Origin of the sequence: Halopenitus sp. POP-27 (assembly GCF_029889855.1) — an archaeon.
Taxonomy (GTDB): Archaea; Halobacteriota; Halobacteria; order Halobacteriales; family Haloferacaceae; genus Halopenitus; species Halopenitus malekzadehii.
Genome location: NZ_JARANU010000010.1, coordinates 36,579 through 54,555 on the forward strand (window position 1 = coordinate 36,579; position 17,977 = coordinate 54,555).

General features: G+C 65.0%; 11 protein-coding genes, 1 tRNA gene and 1 pseudogene. 1 reads left to right on the forward strand and 12 read right to left on the reverse strand.

Annotated features, from left to right (window positions below; all coding sequences use genetic code 11):
- Positions 1–2: 2 nt before the first annotated feature.
- Both OQF70_RS07730 and OQF70_RS07735 read right to left on the reverse strand, forming a co-directional pair.
- The gene (locus OQF70_RS07730) at positions 3–1,019 is read right to left on the reverse strand and encodes a 50S ribosomal protein L3 (protein WP_092817043.1); all 1,017 of its coding nucleotides are present in this window, start codon (positions 1,017–1,019) and stop codon (positions 3–5) included.
- 10 nt (positions 1,020–1,029) lie between these two features.
- Positions 1,030–1,881 carry an RNA methyltransferase gene (locus OQF70_RS07735; RefSeq protein ID WP_092817042.1) on the reverse strand — a complete coding sequence of 284 codons (852 nt, stop codon included), beginning with the start codon at positions 1,879–1,881 and terminating at the stop codon, positions 1,030–1,032.
- Positions 1,882–2,321: 440 nt separating this feature from the next.
- Here OQF70_RS07735 and OQF70_RS07740 point away from each other — a divergent pair.
- Positions 2,322–2,392: transfer RNA gene (locus tag OQF70_RS07740), tRNA-Gly, on the forward strand.
- Between the two features lie 168 nt (positions 2,393–2,560).
- Here the strand turns inward: OQF70_RS07740 and OQF70_RS07745 are convergent.
- The 10 genes and pseudogenes from OQF70_RS07745 to OQF70_RS07790 all read right to left on the reverse strand — a co-directional run bounded on the left by OQF70_RS07745 (position 2,561) and on the right by OQF70_RS07790 (position 17,960).
- Positions 2,561–3,010 carry a hypothetical protein gene (locus OQF70_RS07745; RefSeq protein WP_177167474.1) on the reverse strand — a complete coding sequence of 150 codons (450 nt, stop codon included), beginning with the start codon at positions 3,008–3,010 and terminating at the stop codon, positions 2,561–2,563.
- A gap of 25 nt (positions 3,011–3,035) precedes the next feature.
- A pseudogene (locus OQF70_RS07750) lies at positions 3,036–3,379 on the reverse strand (DUF6516 family protein).
- A 182-nt stretch (positions 3,380–3,561) separates the two neighbouring features.
- Positions 3,562–3,798, reverse strand: a complete 237-nt coding sequence (locus OQF70_RS07755) for a hypothetical protein (protein ID WP_280536826.1) — start codon at positions 3,796–3,798, stop codon at positions 3,562–3,564.
- A 115-nt stretch (positions 3,799–3,913) separates the two neighbouring features.
- Positions 3,914–5,056 carry an ABC transporter permease gene (locus tag OQF70_RS07760; protein ID WP_092817040.1) on the reverse strand — a complete coding sequence of 381 codons (1,143 nt, stop codon included), beginning with the start codon at positions 5,054–5,056 and terminating at the stop codon, positions 3,914–3,916.
- Positions 5,057–5,096: 40 nt separating this feature from the next.
- A complete protein-coding gene (locus tag OQF70_RS07765; protein WP_092817039.1) occupies positions 5,097–5,762 on the reverse strand; it encodes an ABC transporter ATP-binding protein in 666 nt (221 codons plus the stop codon).
- Entirely contained in the window at positions 5,759–6,964 is a 1,206-nt protein-coding gene (locus OQF70_RS07770; RefSeq protein WP_280536827.1) for a hypothetical protein, read from the reverse strand. Before OQF70_RS07770 ends, OQF70_RS07765 begins: the two co-directional genes overlap by 4 nt.
- Positions 6,965–7,269: 305 nt before the next feature.
- Positions 7,270–10,059, reverse strand: a complete 2,790-nt coding sequence (gene csg, locus OQF70_RS07775) for an HVO_2072 family ArtA-dependent S-layer glycoprotein (protein WP_280536828.1) — start codon at positions 10,057–10,059, stop codon at positions 7,270–7,272.
- A gap of 310 nt (positions 10,060–10,369) precedes the next feature.
- Positions 10,370–11,542 (reverse strand): hypothetical protein, encoded by a 1,173-nt coding sequence (locus OQF70_RS07780; protein ID WP_280536829.1) that lies wholly within the window; start codon positions 11,540–11,542, stop codon positions 10,370–10,372.
- A gap of 109 nt (positions 11,543–11,651) precedes the next feature.
- Complete coding sequence (locus OQF70_RS07785) at positions 11,652–13,376, reverse strand: S8 family serine peptidase (RefSeq protein ID WP_280536830.1); 1,725 nt, start codon at positions 13,374–13,376, stop codon at positions 11,652–11,654.
- Between the two features lie 198 nt (positions 13,377–13,574).
- Complete coding sequence (locus OQF70_RS07790; protein WP_280536831.1) at positions 13,575–17,960, reverse strand: surface glycoprotein; 4,386 nt, start codon at positions 17,958–17,960, stop codon at positions 13,575–13,577.
- Positions 17,961–17,977: the final 17 nt, after the last annotated feature.

A 17,977-nucleotide genomic window follows, 5' to 3' on the forward strand; every position in this document is an offset into this window, starting at 1 on the left:
GGTTATCCCTGGTTGGATGCGGTGGATACGTACCGGACCTCGGGGTCGAGGCGCGGTTGGTCGTTCGGTCGGATGGCCGGGCGGAACCGGATCAGTCGCTTGTCCGGTCCCGGCACGGAGCCCTTGATCAGCGCGTACGACCCGTCGACCTCACCGTGATTGACGAAGCCGCCGTCGACGGAGGCCTCGTCGCCCTCGCCGAAGTCGATCAGGCGCTTGTTGAGCTCGGTGCGCTGGTGGTACCCGGTCTGTCCCTGCTGGGGGACCGTCGAGCGGACCCGAGAGGGGTTCCACGGACCGAGGTTGCCGATCCGTCGGCGCCATCCCTGGCGGGCGTGTTTGCCCTTCCGCTTCTGGACGCCCCAGCGCTTGACGGGGCCCTGGGTGCCCTTGCCCTTCGTGACGCCGGAGACGTCGGTGTACTCGCCCGCACGGAAGACGTCGCCGAACTCGTGGGCGCCGCCGTCGGAAACGAGATCGAGGGCGAACTCGGCGCGCTCGTCGATCGAGCCGCCGCCGACGCGGGTCTCCATCACGTCGGGTTTCTTCTTCGGGACGTTCGAGAGGTCGGCCGGGGCGGTGTGGGTGATGACGCGAACGTCGTCCACGGCGCCCGACTCGAGCAGCGCCTCGAGCTCCTCGGCGTCCTCCTCGAACGTGTCTTCGGCCGGCAGATCGAGGGTCCGGTCGAGTTCCTCGTGGAACTCGCTGGTCCAGACCTCCGTCACCGGCTTCTTGCCGTACGGCGTGTCTTCATAGGCGCGCAGGGCCACCGCGTACATCGGCGGCGTCTCCACCACCGTGACGGGAACGGATTCCTCCATCCCCTCACGCGGCGAGTTGGCTTCGTCGTTGACCATCACGACGTGGGTCATTCCGGCCTTGTAGCCGGCGAACCCTTGGAGCGCTGGCGCTCCGTCGTCGTCGGGCCACGAGCGGATGCGAGGCACCTCGCTCGACGCGCGTGTGCGCGGTCCAAAGCCCAGCGAGCCTTTGCGTGGTCGGCTTGGTTGTGGCATGTGTTTACTCCTACTCCGTGAGTGTGAGGGACGCGAGGGACGCGAACATCGCCTCCTCCGTTCGCACCACCTCGCTTCCCTGGTTCGGGATCGTATTGAGCCAGAGGTCGAACCCCGGATCGGGTTCGACGGGGCCGCCGGCTGCGGCCGTGACGTCCTCGGGGCGGACCCCGAGGATCTCCGGAAGCCCTCTGCCGGGTGCGCCGAAGGCGACGACGACATCGTCGGCGCCGTGCACCGTCGGGGCGAGTTCGGCGAGCCGCGACACGGAGAGCGCCTCCCCGTGTCGTGACGTCGCGATTGCGAGCTCGCCCGCGGCGAGGACGTCCGGAAGGTCCGCGCTCACGACCTGGAAACCGTCCTCCGGCTTCCCGGTGATGCGGGCGCGGACCGGTTCTCTCGAAGAGACCCTGATGGTGACGCGCTCCCCCTGCTCGACCGACATCCCGTCGGGAACGAGCAGTGAGATCGGGTGTTCCCCCAGCGGGGAATTGACCCGGACGCGGCCGTCAGGTCCGACCTCGGTCACGAGTCCCTGTGTTGTCGACTCGTCCCCGTCGGGGGGCGAGCCGGTCCGTGACGGGACACGAAGCGGCGGGAGCACGCCGACGTACGCCAGCTCGTCGCGTCGTCCCCAGAGATCCGTTCGGAGCTCGGGGGGCGTCGCGGCGTACCGGAGCACGGCTTCGACGAACCCGCCGCCCCGGCGTCGTTCGCCTTCCCGATCGGGGAAGACGACGAGCCGGGTCGCCGAGAAGACCGCGGCCGCGCGGGCCACGGTACCGAGTTTGCGAGTTGCCTCGCGTTCGTCCTCGGCCTCTCGAACGATCGAGGACGGCACACAGATCGTGAGTCCGTCCATGGATCGTCCCGTCACCAGACTGTATCCCGTATTCCCGATCACGGCGTAAAAGGGTAGCGGTACGAGTTTGCGGCTGTGTGGGTTTCACACGCCGGTTGAGAGGGGTTGACGGGATCCGCGATCGCGTCGGTGGGTGCGGACGATCGCCCGATCATCTATCGGACGAGTCCGGTCGCCGTCGCGGGATCGAGCTGCCGACCGGACGACACGTCGACGGTTCCCGTTCCGGTCTATAGTGGCCCTTTACTAGTTGATCGCGCGTATGAGCTTGTGAGACGTCGTCGGTCCGGCGTCGTCCGTCCGTCGACCGCGATCGTGGTTCAGCCGACCGACGATCGCGATTCAGTCGGGCGATCTGGGTGGCTGGTAGCGCGGACCGTGGGCGGTGTGGAACGGAACGCTTTTATTTATCACCCGGGTTAGGATCAGATGCGAAGCACGCACCGGTAGTGTAGTGGTATCACGCAACCTTGCCATGGTTGCAACCCGCGTTCAAATCGCGGCCGGTGCATAAGGCGCTCACGCCCCTCTTTTCGCCATTTTCCGTTGTCTTCAACTGAAGCAGAAGATCGACGACACCGATGCCTAAGCACGGCTGTTTCTCGTCGTCCGTTTTCTTGGAAGCCGTCCGCTTGGAGACGGATGGTGACGTCTCGATGGACCACCGACTCTCAGGAGGTCACGGCGCAGCGGCTGCCGTGTCGCCGGCCTCCGGATCGAACGGGAGGTCGATCACGAGTTCGTCGAACCAGACGACCGGGCGCTTTCGCTGGCCATCTTCCTCGAAGAAGACGATGCCCAGCTGGGCGAGCCGACCGAGTTCCTCGTGGACGTTCTTCACGTCCCGATCAACGACTCGTGCGGTTTCGTTGATGCTGGCTGGCTCTTCGCGGCGGATGGCTTCGATGAGCTCGAGGACGCGCGGCGTTAGCGTCCCCATAAGGTCGTCGTAGCTGGTGAACGAGAGCGTCGGCGGGGAGTCCACCGCATCACTCCGGTCGAGTGTCTTGATCCCGTCGGTGACGTCGTCGTGGAACGCATCGGACGACGTCACGGTCACGACGAGGATTGATTCGGCCCGAAGCTGTTCGCGCTCCATCGGATGCAGCGGTGGCGTAGTGTCGTTCATAGGGAATCACCGTGGTGTGATGGCCTCATAGAACCTCGAACTCGGATTTCGGGATCTCGCTCCAGAACCGTTCCCAGAGTTCTACCACCCCGGGAACTCGATGATTGCTGGGTCGGGATCCGGTGCGACGTGCAGTTAGTGTCCTTTGGTGTCCTCGTGGGAGTTATCATATCGACGAATCGTCCCATCATCAAGCGTGTGGGGCGGATCCGGTTCCGTCACGCCGTAGTGGAACTTGTAGGCCCACCCGGATGGGTACGCATCCCGATCCGTCCGCATACAAAACACGCGGACGACGGTCCCGTCCGGATACTTCTGCCCCGCATTCACGCCATCGAGGTCGTCGTCGATCAGCGAGGCCAACCTCATCTATTGGTTCATAGACCAATATAATAAAACTATTGGTTTCTAGAACAATAGCAGTCGTCGCACTCCCAATACTCGAACGAATTCGCTTCGCCGGTCCAGTTCACCACGTCGTGATCCTTCCACTCACCCGTCGTCTCGTATTCCCCGTCACTGTCCCCGTCCGGCACGGTAACCTCGCCGAATTAGTGGCCGCCCTCGTACGTATCGTCCTCATAGACCGTGATTTCGATCGTCTTGCCGCACTTCAGACACTCGCGTATGAACGTCGAGTCGATCGTCGCGGCCGAACGGCTGCCGTGGTGGCCGGGTCCCGCAGCAGTGTCATCAGGAAGCAGATCCGCGACGACCGCCAACAGTTCTCTCGTGTGTGCGTGGTCGGTTGACAGCTCGTAGGCATAGATCTCAGTTTCTTCGTCCATAATTCTCGATGTCCCTCGAACGGTGGTTTCAACGACGTCCGACGGTCCTCCAGTCGTGTTCCGTGAGCGGTGTGATAAAGCGTTCCGACCGATCGAAACCCCCTCGTCCGACGTCTCACCCCCGAAGCGCCTCGACGGGGCGATCGGTGGCCGCCTTCCAGGCGGGGTAGAGCCCGCTGAGGACGCTGGCGACGACGGCGAACGCGAACCCGGCGACGAGGTATCGGACGCTGTCCCACCGCAGGACCAGCAGGGGGTCGCCGGCGACGACGTCGAACAGCACGAGCCCGACCCCGAGGGAGACGATCGCGCCGAGCAGGCCGCCGATCACGCCGATGAAGGCGGCCTCGGTGAGGATCATCCGGAGGACTTCCCCCCGCCGGATCCCGACCGCGCGCAGGACGCCGATCTCTCCGCGGCGCTCGATCGTGGACATCAACATCACGTTGAGGATCGCGACGCTGGCGACGACCAGCGAGATCGAGCCGATACCCAACAGCGCGAGGTTCAACGTGTTCAGGAAGGAGTCGATGTTCTCCTGGGCGCTCGCGAAGCTGGTGACGCTCAGTTCCTCGTCCTCGCCGTCGTTGAACTCGGCCTCGAGCCGGTCGGCGATCCCGGACGCCGCCTCGCCGTCGGCGGCGACGATCGTCACGGTGTCGTAGTGCTGCTGGTCCGAGAGCCCCGAGATCGGGATCACGAGCTCGTTCCCCCCGCCGCCGAAGCCACCCTCGGCCTCGATCAGCCCCCGGATCCGGTAGAGGCGGCCCTCGTACTCGACCGGGTCACCGAGTTCGAGACCCAACTCTCGAGCCGTCTCGGCGCTCACCAACGCGCCGGACTGGAGCCGGGACGGCGCCTCACCCACGGACGCGTTGTACAGCGCGTCGGCCGCGGTCAGCCCCGTGACGGCCACGAAGGCCTCGCCCTCCCGCGACTCGATCGTCGTGGTGTTCGTCTTCTGGGGCACCACCCGCGCGTCGGTGACGACCCGCTCGATCCGGGTCACCTGGTCGTCGGTGACGCCGTCGGTCGGGCTGTCCTGACCGCTGGAGACGGTCACCTGGTTCGTGAGGCTGCCGAGGTCGGCGTTCGCCTGGGTCTGGATCGCCACCCCCGCGATCCCGAGCGACGCGATCGCGACGACGCCGATCAAGATTCCGAGGGCTGCGAGCGCGGTCCGCATCCGGTTCCGGCCGAGGTTCCGCCACGCCATCAGAACGCTCGGGAACCGGGTCAGGAGGTCGCCGGGGATCATTCCTGGATCACCCGATCGGTCAGGTCGAGCACTCGGTCGGTCATCCCTGAATCACCCCGTCGATCAGCTCGACCACCCGATCGGCGTACTCGACCAGCTGTTCGTCGTGGGTCACCGAGACGACGGCGACGTCCTCCTCGTCGGTGAACCGGGTGAGCTCGTCGAGGATCGTCGCCCCGGTGTCCCGGTCGAGGTTGCCGGTCGGCTCGTCGGCCAGCACGATGTCGGGTTCGTTGATCAGCGCCCGGGCGATCGCGACGCGCTGGCGCTGCCCGCCCGACAGCTCGTCGGGCGTGTGCGTGAGCCGGTCGCCGAGCCCGACGCGGCGCAGGAGGTCGACCGCCCGGTCGCGCCGGTCGACCGACGTGTCCCACATCGACGGGAGTTCGACGTTCTCGACGGCGGTCAGCATCGGCAGCAGGTGGAAGTCCTGGAAGACGAAGCCGATCCCGGACCGGCGCTCCTCGGTGAGGTCGGCCTCGGAGAAGTCGCTCACGACGCGGTCGTCGATCCGGACCGTCCCGCTCGTCGGCGTGTCGAGCAGCCCGATCATGTTGAGCATCGTGCTCTTGCCCGACCCCGAGGGGCCGATGATCGAGACCATCTCGCCGCGGTCGGCGTGGAAGTCGACGGCGTCGAGCGCCACGACCGTCTCGGCCCCGCTCTCGTAGCGCTTCGTCACGGACTCCAGGACGATGACGCTCATCGGCGGCGTCGGCGAACGAGGACGCCCGCGACGATCACGGCGAGGCCGACGATCGCGCCGATCGCCACGCCGCCGAGCCCGCCGAGCGGGCCGCCCCCGCCGGATCCGGTTCCGGCACCATTGCCAGCGCTCCCGGCTCCATCGCCGGCCGCATTCGTCCCGCCGGTCGCGCCCGCGCCGCCGTCGACCGTGACCTGCTGGGTCGTGGTCACGCGGTCGCCGTCGACGAGGTAGGAGATCTCGACCGGGACCGACTCGACGCCGCCGTCGAGGCTCGCGGTCAGCTCGAAGGTGGCGAACTCGCTGGCCTCGATCCCGCCGACGAAGTACTCCCGCGCGGGCGCGACCGGGGTCACCCCGTCAGCCTCGCCCACGCGCACGAGGACGGACTCGGCGTCGGTGCCGCCCAGGTTCGCGGCGTCGCCCTGGATCCGGATCCCGGAGCCGGCCGGGACGACCTCCAGGCCGGTGAGGCGGACCTCCCCGTCGACCGGTCGGTCGAGTTCGACGGTGCGGGAGACCGAGTGCTCGGCGTCGGCGGCGGTGTAGGTCGCAGTGAACGTGACCGCGTCGCTTTGCACGCCCGAGAGATCGACGTCGGTGCTACCGTTTCCGTCGGGCGCGACGTCGGCGATGTATCGGCGGTCGACGACCTCGTCGTCGACGGTCGCGGTCATCGCGATCTCGCTGGCGTTCGTGTTCCCGTAGTTGGCGAACGTGACCGTAGCGGCGTCGCCGTCGGCCGCGGTCGTCGCGGTCAGGTCCGCGGTGGTGACCGGCTCCTCGACCTCGATCGAGACGGGGTACTGGTAGGATTCCTGGGCTCCGTTCGGGCCGCGGACGGTGACGTAGACCGTCACCAGCCGGTCGCCCGGCTCCTCGAAGGTGGCCGACAGCGGGACCGTGACCGACCCGCCGGGACCGAGGGATCCGACGTTCTCGATGCGGCCGTGCGTCTCGACGCCGCCGGACGTGCGCACGTTGACCGACGTGACGTCGACGGCGCTCGTGCTCGACTCGAGGTTCTCGATCACGACGTCGAGCGTGACGGTCTCGTCGGTCGTCGGACTTGCCGGCGAGACCGTCACGTCGTCGATCCGGACGTTCGGGTCGTCGGCCGCGGCCGGCTGGGCGGCGATCCCGACTGCGGCGCCGAGCACGGCGAGGACGAGGAGGCCGGGGAGCAGTCGCGACCGCCTCATCGATCGAGGGTCGAAGCGTGTCGGTGCGGCGTGCGGGCAGGATCGGTCGTCGAGCGAACGCGCCGTGGAGGGGCGGGTCGGTAGCGGAGGGGAGGAACGGCAGTTCGATTCGTCATAGCTCCGGTTGGATGCGGAGGCATAAACACGTTACCCAGCCGACCGGTTCGCGATCGAGCGTTGGGAAGCGTGGCTGCTCACGGCGTCCGTCCTCGCCGACGCGTGCTGCGGCTGGTCGGTCGGAGCAGCGCAATAAAGAAACGCGAAATCGGAGCTGACCCGCGAGGGTCAGTGGTTAGGCGTCCGTGTTAGGGACGGCGTCGGACTGCGAGGAGCGCAGCGGCGACGAGCGCGACGAGCGCGACGACGGCACCGAAGCCGGGCGTCTCGGACTCGGACGGCTCAGTCGTGTCTGCGGGTTCCTCGGTGTCTGCAGGCGTGTCCGCAGGCGTGTCCTCAGGCGTGTCCGCAGGCGTGTCCGCAGGCGTGTCCTCAGGCGTGTCCTCAGGCGTGTCCGCAGGCGTGTCCTCTTCGACCTCTTCGACGACCTCGATGTCTACGCGGTCGGTGTTGTCACCGTCGTCGGATTCGACCGTGTAGGTACCGGTCTCGAGGTCAGCCTCGGAGAGGTCCAGCTCGACGGACCACTGGCCGTCGGTCTCCCAGGAGTCCGTGCTGTCGATGGTGATGGAGTCGCCGTCCTCATTGAGGAGCTCCACCGTGATGGTGTTGTCCTCGGGGGCGCGGTTGGTCATACCCTCGACCGTGAGCGTCCCGTCGAGAGCGACCGGGTCGGTCGCGGACTCGATCGTCGTCAGGCCGTCAGCGAGACGGAAGTTCTCCGTGACGATCAGGTCGTCGCTCGCCGTGTCCTCAACGGAGTTGGCGAGGATGCGGTCGCGGACCTGGCTGCCGGTGCTTGCGCCGCCGGCGTAGTCGTTCACGATGAGGTCAGCGAAGTCGCTCGCGCTGGTGGCGGTATCGTCGCCGAAGGTCCCGTCACGACCGGACGAGATGATGTGCGCGGAGAGACTGCCTTCGCTCAGGCTTCCGATGTTGAGGTCCTCCTCGTCGAAGGTGCCGTCGCCGTCGACGGTGACGTCGTAGGCTTCGGCGTTACCGCGGGAGTCGACGAAGGCGACCACGAGCTCGTCCTTCCCGGGCGCGGTGCCCTCGACGTCGACCTGACCGTCATCGCTGGCGATCTGGCCGTTGATCGTCGTGAAGGAGCCGTCGAGCTCGGTGTCGGTCACGGAGATCGACGTGGTGCTGCTGACGCCGCTGTTGAAGTTGGACGTGGACAGCGCGTCGTCGACGTCGTTGTCCCCGTCGATGTCAGCGTCGGCCGAGTCGATGACGCCGAGACGGTAGGTGCCGGGCAGCGAGATGATGTCGTTACCGCCGCCGGTACCCTGCGAGATGACGACTCCCTCCTCCTGGAAGGAGTTGTCGCTGTCGACTTCGACCGTGCGGTCGCCGTCGATGGTGACGAGCTCGAACTCGTTGTTGTTCCGCGCGTAGATGGCGACTTCGTCGACGCCCTCGTTGGCGGTACCGTTCACGTCAACCTCGGAGCCAACGACGTACGCCCCGGACGGGCTGTCGAGGGAGACCTCACCCTCGGTCACGTCGAAGGACGCGTCGTCGTCGGCCTCGTTGTCAGTCACGTCGCCGGTCAGCTCACCATCGGCGTTGACCTGGTTGGCGTCGGCCGGGTAGAGATCAACATCGATGGAGGAGTCGTCGAGGTACTGCGTCTCGATGGACCCGACGCCGTTACCGTCGTCGATCTCGACGACAGCGTAGGTGTAGTCGACATCGGCGATGTCGGCGTTATTGGGGTTGACCGTTCCGTCGTCGGCAACGACGCCGGTTTCGGCGGTGTCGCCGACGTTCCGGAAGACGTTACCGGCCTGGTCGTCCGTGATCCCGTCGCGGAAGTTGTTGGAGTCGATGGTGACTGCGTGGTAGTTCCCTTCCGGACTGTTCTCGATCGTGTACTGCAGGTTCTGACCCTGGACGACCTCGTCGCTGTCCAGGTTCAGGGATGCGCTCCGGTCGGAGGAGATCGTGACCGTCACGGAGTCGCTTGCCGAGCCGAAGTCGAGGTCATCGACGCCGGCCACCGTGAAGGTGTACTCGCCCGCGTCGACCGCGTTCGGGTCGATGGAGAACTGGCCGTTACCGCTTATGCTTTGCTCATCCACGACGATCTCGTCGGTGACGTCGAGTCCGTTCTCGTCCTCGACGGTCAGCTCGATGTCCTCGGCGCTCTGGTAGTTGTACTCGGCGTTGACCACGGCGTCATCCTGGTCAGTGGTGAGGATGCCGCCGGCGACGTCGGAGCCACCGTTATTCAGGACCTCGAGGGTCGTCACGCGCGGGGTGGCGACCGTGGTGCTGAATCCGTTGCTAGCCTCGTAGGAACCGGTCGATGCATCCTGGGGGATCGGCATCTCAAGGGCCGTTCCCTCGTCGGAGCCGCCAGTACGCTGGAGCTGTGCGACATCGTTCACACCGGTGAAGTCGATGTCGTCCTCGCCCTGGTAGACGATGGCATTGTCGCCGACATCCCCTTCACCAGTGGAGGTGTCCCAGGAGCCGGAGTCTCCACGCTGGGCGTCGCCGGTGTTGCCGCCGCCGTTGCTACCATCGTCGACGGTGAACGTCGCGTCGTTGACCGCGTCGATGGTGTAGAGCTGGCCACTCTCGTCGGAGATGTCACCCGTGACGTCGACGTTCAGGTCGGTGGAACCGCTGCTCCCCGCCTGAACGGTGATCGTCGCGAGGGTGACCGCGCCGGTGTTGGCGGTGTCAGCGCCGAACTGCACGTTCACCGACGCCTGATCGTCCCCCGAGGTGCTCGTCTCTGCGGCACCGATGTCGGAGGAGATGCTGTCGATGGTCGCGGCGTTGGTGTCAGCGACGGTCACGTTGATCGCGTCGAAGGCACCGACGCCGCCGTCGGCATTAGTCAATACGAGGTCATACTCTACCGTTCCGCTCGAGGCACTGTTTTCTGACGGTTGGAGCTCCACGTTCGTGTTGCCGGCCGCGCTGACGGGTCCAGCTGCAACGGCGAACACAGAGAGCACCATCATAATCACGAGTGCAATGCTGCGTGTCTTGCTTGTAGTCATGGTTTACTGCTTTGCCGGATTTGGCTACGACCACGATCGCTGCGGCCGTAGCATCCAACCCGTGATTTACTTCCCTCTATTAAGTACTTTGTGTGATCAAGATGGTACCACACCACGAACGGGCAGAAATCTATCGGTACGGGGACGAAACATTCACCCGAACGAGAAAATGGTACGGCGCGGCGATCCGGGGCCCTTCTCCGACGATCGGTGCCGGGGTTCGATGACGGGGACGCGGTCGGAGTTATTTCACCTGATGATGTCCGTCCTACTCTTGGGCATCATTGAACAGCTGCTGGATGTCCCCGATGTCGACCGCACCATTGCCGTTGTAGTCGAAGAGGTCGGCGTTCTGCGTGACCTCCGGCGAGTCCCGACTATTGAAGAGCGCCTGCACGTCGCCGATGTCGGTCTCGTTGTTGCCGTTGAGGTCCTCAGCCTTCCCGTCGCCGTCACGATCCGCGGCGGGCGTGTCCCCGACGACTGCGGGCGTCGCAGCGACGCTCACGGAGCCGTCGGCCGTCCCGTTGATCCCGTAGAGCATACCCGACTCATCGGCGACGTCACCCGTCGCGTTCACGGACACGTCGGTCGACCCCTCGTCCTGTCCTTCCAGCTCGACCGTCAGGAGCGTCACGTCGCCCTGGTCGGCGGTGTCGCCTCCGAACGGCACGGTCACCGATGCCTCGGATCTGTCCGCCGAGACGCTGGTGTCGGGATTCGTGCTAACGTTCGAGGAGACGTCGGTGATGGTCGCGACGTCAGTGTCATCGACGGTCACGGTGATCGCGTCGAAGGCACCGACGCCGCCGTCGGCGTTCTGGAAGTTCACGTCGAGCATAGACGTGCCGTTGACCGTCGTCGATGTCGACTGCGGATCGAGGGCGAGACTCGGCTCGGACGTGCCGGTTTGGTTGTCGCTCGTGTCGTTCTGCGTGGAATCGTCGCCCCCGCCGGCACCGTCACCACCGGACGCGCCGTCATCGGCCGCCTCGACGGTCAGCGTCCCCTCGGTGAAGCTATCGGTCGTCTCGCCGTTGACGGTCGTACGTGCGATATACTGGTAGTCGCCCGCCGCCAGCCCGACGTCCTCGTAGGTCAGCGTCACCGGGAGGTACTCACCAGCATCGACTGTGGTGACGTTGGTCGTCACGACCTCATCGGACGCGAACTGCCCGTCGCCGTCGGCATCAACGAGGAGTTCGACCTCGGTGTCGGCCGCGGCGGCGTCACCAAGATTGTTGACGTACGCGGTGACGTCCACGCTCCCGTTCTGTGAGACGGTGGCCGACTGTTCGAGTTCCACTTCCAGGTTCGCGGAGCCGTTCGTCGATTCTTGTGCCGCGATGCTTCCCGTCGAGGCCGCGATTGCGACCGTGATCGCGAGCGCGATCAGTAGCAGCGTTCCCGCGGCAGCCGGGATCCGATCGGTGTTAATCATATCCGGTCGAGGGTATAGCCGGAAGGGATAAAAATGTTCGAGTGAGTGTAACGCCGCCGGATGCAGTACGTCGGACCCTGATCGAAACGCCGTTGTGTGGCCGAAACCGCTATCGACCACGGGACAGTGCGTACAACGCCTGCACGTCGCCGATGTCGATCCGTCCGTTGTCGTTGAAGTCGAACGCCGAGACGTGCGTCCGAACGACCTTGCCGTTTCGGGTGACGTAGAAGGCCTGCACGTCGCCGACGTCAAGGGCACCGTTCGCGTTGAGGTCCTCGTAGTGGCCGTCACCGTCGCGGTCGCGCGGCGGGAACGCCATTGTTCCGACCGGCCGGTTCGGCGCCTCAACGAGCCCGGTCGCGTTGACGATCCCGGCACCATACCGGTCTTCACGAGCTGCGGTCCCCTCCGGCGGCGGGTCCGCAGTGGTGGCGATCCGCTCCCGGAGATGGTCGGGTGTAAGCGTCGCGTTCGTCGAGGCGAGCAGCACCGCAAGGCTGCCCCCGACGTAGGGCGTGGCCATACTGGTGCCGCTGGACCGCCGATAACCGCCACCGGCGGCGCTGCTTTTCGCGTTTACTCCCGGTGCGACGACGTCCGGGACGGTGTACCGGTCTGGCCAGTCGTCCGGCGGGTTCTCCCAGTCCGTGGCCGTCTCGATGGTTTCACTGCCCGAGAACGACGCGACCGCGTCGTTTCCGTCGACCGCGCCGACGGCGGTCGACTCATAGACGTTTCCGGGCGAGGTGCTCGTGTTCGCGCCCCCGTTGCCGACAGCGGCGACGATCGGGATACCTTCCGCCTCGGCGGTGGCGATCGGGGCGATGAGCGGAGACGCTTTCTGCTGGGTCCCGAAGCTCATCACGACGACATCCGCGTCCGCCTCCACTGCCCACTGGAGGCCGGCGACGAACTGCGCGAAGGTTCCGGTTCCGTTTTCGTCGAGCACCTTCGCGTGCAACAGCGTGGCGTCAGGCGCGGTCCCGATCCACTCGCCGCTTTCGTTTCCGCCGACGATGGCGCCCGAGACGTGCGTGCCGTGGCCGTTGTCGTCGTGTGGCGTCGCGTCGGTCGCGGTCCCGGTCTCGTCGAAGGCGGCCCAGTTCTCGGCGTCGATCGAGAGGTCGGGGTGGTCCGGGTCGACGCCGGTATCGAGGACCGCGACCCGCACTCCCTCGCCGCGGGTGTCGCTCCGGTTCCACGCGGTCGGGGCGCCGACGCGTTCGACGCCCGCGGTGGCCGGCCCGAACGGGGTCGCGTTGGCGGCCGCGACCGCGCCGGGGGCCTCCGGATGCGGCGGCGACGATGTGGCGGCGGCCGAAAGCGTTCCGTTCGCGCCGGTCGGGGCCGTCGCGTCGGGGGCAGCTGCGGTGGTGGTGACGCGAAAGTTGGTGTGGATCCCGGTCACCCCGTCGATCGCGCGGAGCTCCGCGACCGGCGGCGCGCCGGAAGCGACCGAGATCACCACCGCATTCGTGATCCAGAACCGGCGTTCGATCGTGAGTCCCTGCCTGGCGGCGACGTACTCGACGAGCGGAGACTGTATCTCGTGTGCGTGCGTGCGATGCGTCGCGGCGGAATCGGCGCCCGCGGCCGTGAGGGTCGGGTCACGTAGTCGGACGACGATCGTCTCCGTCGCGGCGTCGGTCGCGAGTGCGGCGTCGGTCGCGAGTGCGGCGTCGGTCGCGAGTGCGGCGTCGGTCGCGGGCGGTGACTGGGCCGCGGCGGTCGACGACGCGGCCGGGCGGTCCGGGGCGGCGCCGGCGACGGGGGGCGCGACGAGCGAGGCGACGAGCAGGAGGCAGATCGCGACGATGGAGCGGCGGGACACGGGGAACGATGCGGGCGCGATACCTTAGGTGTTGGTGCCGGCGGTCGGGAGCGGCGAACGGCGCCCGGGCGCGGCGCTGACGCTCGGGGCGTCGCTGGTCGGGGCAACGCAGCAAAAAGAAAAACCGAGGAAATCGTGGGGGTCGTTCCCCCAGGTGAACTGCGAAACGCGGTGTGGCGCGGTGCCGGTTACCGCGTGTTACTGGCTGTTCTGGTACTCGTTGTACAGCGCCTGGATGTCACCGATGTCGATTCCCTGGTTGTCGTTGAAGTCGAAGCTCTCAACGTTGTTCTGCACGGCATCGCTATCCTGTGCGTCGTACAGGGCCTGCACGTCACCGATGTCGAATTGACTGTTGCCGTTGACGTCCTCGAGCTGCGCGTCGTCGTCGAGGTTCGTCGGCGGCGAGTCACCCGACACCGGCGGGACGTCGCCGGTCTCGCCATCCGTGGTGACCGAGACGGTCGTACTGCCGGTGAGACCGCTGCCGAGCGCGGTCAGGTTCGCGGAGCCGGCAGTGGCGTCGGTGGCGTTGTAGGTGAACTGCGAGACGACCTGTCCGTCAGCGTTCGGACTGGCCGTCACGGTTCCCTCGTCGATCCCGCCGTTGTCGGCCGAGACCTGGATGCCGTTGAGCAGCGGCACGTTGCGACCCTCGTCATCGACGTATTCGGCGGTGACGTTGGTCGACTCGTTCTGGGCGACCGAGCTGGACTCGGGACTCAGGCTGATCGAGTCGGCGTTGCCCGAGGTCACGACCGTCGTCGTGCCCTGCACGCTGAAGTTCTCGGCGACGGCGATGAACGTCGTCTCGCCCGTGGTCGACGTGCCGTTCACGTCGATCGTGACGTTCCCGTCACCGTCGGTCGACTTGGTGAAGCTGTCGGACTGGTTCAGCTCGGCGGCGCTACCGGACTGCCGCGCGAACGTGATGTTCTCGTTGCTGACGCCGAGCGCATTGCCGTCCGCATCGACGAACTGCGCCTCGAGCGCCGCCTGGTTGGCGGCGCTCGACGACTCGATGGCGACGTTGTGCGCCGGGGTCAGCTCGATCGCGTCCGGCTCGGCGGTGGTGAACGTGTCCTCGACCGCGGCGACGTTGCCGTCGGCGGAGGTCACGTTCAGCGTCGCGCTGCCGGCACTCTCACCGGTCACGGTGAAGGTGGTGTTCCAATCGGAACTGTCGAGGGTCCGGTCGGTCTGTCCCACGCTGATGACCGAATCGTCGCTGGAGGTCATCGTCACGTCCGCGTTCGAGAGGGACGCGCTCGTGTTGTGGTTCCCGAACTCGTCCTCGACCTGGACCGTCACGTCAAGCGTCGCGCCGGGGGCCAGCGAGCGGGTGCTCGTGGCGAAGCCGAGGTCGGAGGCGTCGGACGCTTTCGTGGTGACGTTGATCTGGGCGGTATCGGTGTTGTCCGGGTTGAAGTCGCCGGCGCTGGCGTTCAGCGCAAGCGTCTCGGTATCGGTCCCGAGCGTCACCGTCGTGTTCGCCCAGCCGTTCTCGTCGGTGGTGACCGTCGCGTCCTCGAAGGTCGCGCTGCCGTTGGTCGAGAACTCGACGTCCTCACCTTGGAGTGGGTTGTCCTGGCTGTCGTTGATCTGTGCGGCGACGTCGTGCGTCGTGTTCACCTGCGGATCGGTGGCAGGGTCAGTCGCCTGATCGTTCAGGTACAGCTGCGAGCTGCCGGCGTCGATCGCGCCCGTGGACGTCGAGAGCTGGACCTCGAAGAGGTCCTCGTCGGGTCCGACGAACGCGCGAGCGGTGAAGTTCTCGTTCGGCTCGAGGCTCTGTGCCGCGATGGTGGCCGTCGCAACGCCCTCGTTGGACGTGTTGGTGTTCGTATCGTCGTAGGTCACGCCGGCCGTGCCGAAGTTCTGTGAGGTCCACTCGACGTCGACGCCCTGGTGTTCGTGGGCCTCACCGTCGACGTCGTTGAGCTGGAGCGTGACGTTGACCGTCTCGCCCGAGCGCAGCTGGTCCGCGTCGGCACTGACCGACGAGGACTCGTAGTCGTAGGCGCCCGTGACGGTCTGGTCGACCATCTGGCTGTCGCCGATGGCGTCAGCCTGGCTGAGCGCCTGGAACGTCACCGTGCCCTTCGTGGACTCGGAGACGTTGAAGTAGTCGATCGTGCTCGGATCGAGCTGCGTGCCATCGGAGCTGCCTTCAGTCCGCTCGCCGACGCTCGAACCGGGGTTGATCGTGACGTTGTCGGCCGTCGCTCCGGTGACGCCGTATTCGAGGACGGTCACGCCGATCGACTGGTTGTTGTTCGTGTCCTCGACGGGGTACTGCGGGTCCTCAAGGACGACCCATTCGTTACCGTTCCGCTGATCGTCGCTGAACTCGCTGACGGAGTGCGTCAGGAACGGGTAGACCGAGGCGTCACTGTCACTGTTCAGCGTGACGTTGTCACCGCTGCCGTAGGCACCGGAGACCTGATCGTTGCCGTCCGGCCCGGTGGCATCGCCCCACCAGGAGTAGTTGGCGTTAATAGCGCCACTCTGACCGTGATCGGTAGTGTCCAGAGCAGCCGTGTCGCTGTTGGTGAAGTCGTTGAAGGTCAGGCTCACAGATTCGCTGTTCGCCGTAAGATCGTCTTCAACGTCCACAGCGATGTCGTTCGAATCGAACGTGTTGAAGTGCGTTCGAACGGCGAGATCATTGTCACCATTACCGGTGAACGCCAGGCCTGCCGTGCCTGAGTTGGTAATCTCGCTGTTCGTGACGTTGACATCGTTACCGGCGGCGGCACTGAAGCTGACCCCAGTGGCGGTACCGTTGATTGTAACGGAATCAACGTTGACGCGCGTGGGATCATTCGCACCAAGGGTACCGATGTCGATGCCTGCGGTACCGGCTTGGTCAATCGACGTTCCGCTGTTCACGCGGAACGTGGATGCTTCGGCACCGTCGTCCGAATCGGAGATCTGAACGGCGTCAGTGTCCGAGTTCGTAATCTCCGTGTTGGAGACGTTGAAGTGAGCTGCGGCGTCCTGCGCGTCAACACCGATGTCGGTGGCGTTGATCGTCGAGTCCAGAACATCAACGTCGGTAGTGGAACCGACACTGACACCGGTTGTGTCCGTGCCGTCACCTTCAACATCGATGTTATCGATGACGAGGTTCCCAACGTCATTCCCATTCGGCTGGGCAACGGCCGTACCTGTACCGATATCGGTCAGCGTGACACCGGTGATGTTGAGATACGTTCCAGTAGCGCTTGACGTAATACCGGTATCGACGTTCTCGATTTCACCGTCCGTGATATCGATATTGTCTCCGCCACTAACGGAAATGCCAGTCCCATCGGTGTTGTCAGTACCGTTGATGTTGTTCGCGTCAATCGTTTCGTCACCGTTGGAGTTGGTCTGCGCAACCGCGGCGTCAAGACCAATGTTTCCACCGGTGAACGTGATGTCGTTCCCGCTAACGTCAAGGAACTCGTTGGCGTCACCATCCAGATCAACGCTGGTGGCGATAGCGTCAGTCCCACCTACGTCGAACACGTTGTCGGTGATCGAGACGTTGTAGGCAGTACCTGAGCCAACGTCGACGACCGGGTTCGCAGCTGTGGAACCGTTCAGGAAGGTGTTGTCGTCGATCGTGATCTCGTTCTGGTTACCGACGACAATGTACTGATTGGCTTGACTATTGAGGAAGCCATTATCATCGAAGGTGATGCCACGAACGGTGACATTGTTCTCTGCGATGTCAACGACGTGGTTACTACCGTCACCGGGCGAGACGTGAGTCGGGTCGTTCTGACCCTCGATGATGATATCGCTCGTCCCACCGATTGCGCTTACTTGAGCGGCGGTCAGTGAGCCGGATTGAGTGTAGAACGCGTCAAGTTCGCCATTATAACTACTGTAATCGACAGTAATTGTCGATCCGGTCGTAGCATCAGTCACTGCATCACTAATCGAGTAGAAAGTGTTGCCATCACCGCTGACGGGACCAGGAAGATCCAGGTCCAGCGTGGAGGAGTCAGTTACACCGCTTGAACTGCCTCCAGCAGTTGTCAGCTGGACATCAAGCTGATAGGTTCCATCAGTGTCCGTGGTGTGGCTGACACCATTAGTGTCAACAGCGGGCCCCATTGAGATGCGGATGATGTCATCCTGGTTTAGTGCAGTATTGCCAGACCCAGCAGATGCAACAATATCAACTTCAAGCGTATCATCGTTATCAGTCTGAACTGTCAGATCAGCACCGGTGTAGGTAGTCCGATGCGATCCATCATTAGTGAAAACCTCTATAGCGACATCGCTAGCGGTAATTCCGCTATAATCGAAGCCATCATCACTATCTGTGATAGTGAATGTATCCGCACTTGTTGCGTCACCTAGAGTTTCACCGCTATAATCACTACCAGTTGCTGATAGGTTGATCGTATATGTGTGATCAGCATCGCTGATGCTTGAATCAGCGTCGGCCGGGTTCGCGGCTGCGAATCCCGCAGACGTGTCGGCGGCCACCGCAGAGCCAGTAAACGCCACGCCCGCGGCCATCACGGACGTGACCATAATGAGCGCAAGGAACGCGGCACGTGCTTTCTCGCCGAGATCGCCGCTCATGCTGTCACCTCCGTAGG

Bases quoted from the DNA above. Each gene is read 5' to 3' on its own strand.
- OQF70_RS07730 (WP_092817043.1), bottom strand. From the start codon at position 1,019: ATGCCACAACCAAGCCGACCACGCAAAGGCTCGCTGGGCTTTGGACCG.
- OQF70_RS07735 (WP_092817042.1), bottom strand. From the start codon at position 1,881: ATGGACGGACTCACGATCTGTGTGCCGTCCTCGATCGTTCGAGAGGCC.
- OQF70_RS07745 (WP_177167474.1), bottom strand. From the start codon at position 3,010: ATGAACGACACTACGCCACCGCTGCATCCGATGGAGCGCGAACAGCTT.
- OQF70_RS07755 (WP_280536826.1), bottom strand. From the start codon at position 3,798: ATGGACGAAGAAACTGAGATCTATGCCTACGAGCTGTCAACCGACCAC.
- OQF70_RS07760 (WP_092817040.1), bottom strand. From the start codon at position 5,056: ATGATCCCCGGCGACCTCCTGACCCGGTTCCCGAGCGTTCTGATGGCG.
- OQF70_RS07765 (WP_092817039.1), bottom strand. From the start codon at position 5,762: ATGAGCGTCATCGTCCTGGAGTCCGTGACGAAGCGCTACGAGAGCGGG.
- OQF70_RS07770 (WP_280536827.1), bottom strand. From the start codon at position 6,964: ATGAGGCGGTCGCGACTGCTCCCCGGCCTCCTCGTCCTCGCCGTGCTC.
- csg (WP_280536828.1), bottom strand. From the start codon at position 10,059: ATGGTGCTCTCTGTGTTCGCCGTTGCAGCTGGACCCGTCAGCGCGGCC.
- OQF70_RS07780 (WP_280536829.1), bottom strand. From the start codon at position 11,542: ATGATTAACACCGATCGGATCCCGGCTGCCGCGGGAACGCTGCTACTG.
- OQF70_RS07790 (WP_280536831.1), bottom strand. From the start codon at position 17,960: ATGAGCGGCGATCTCGGCGAGAAAGCACGTGCCGCGTTCCTTGCGCTC.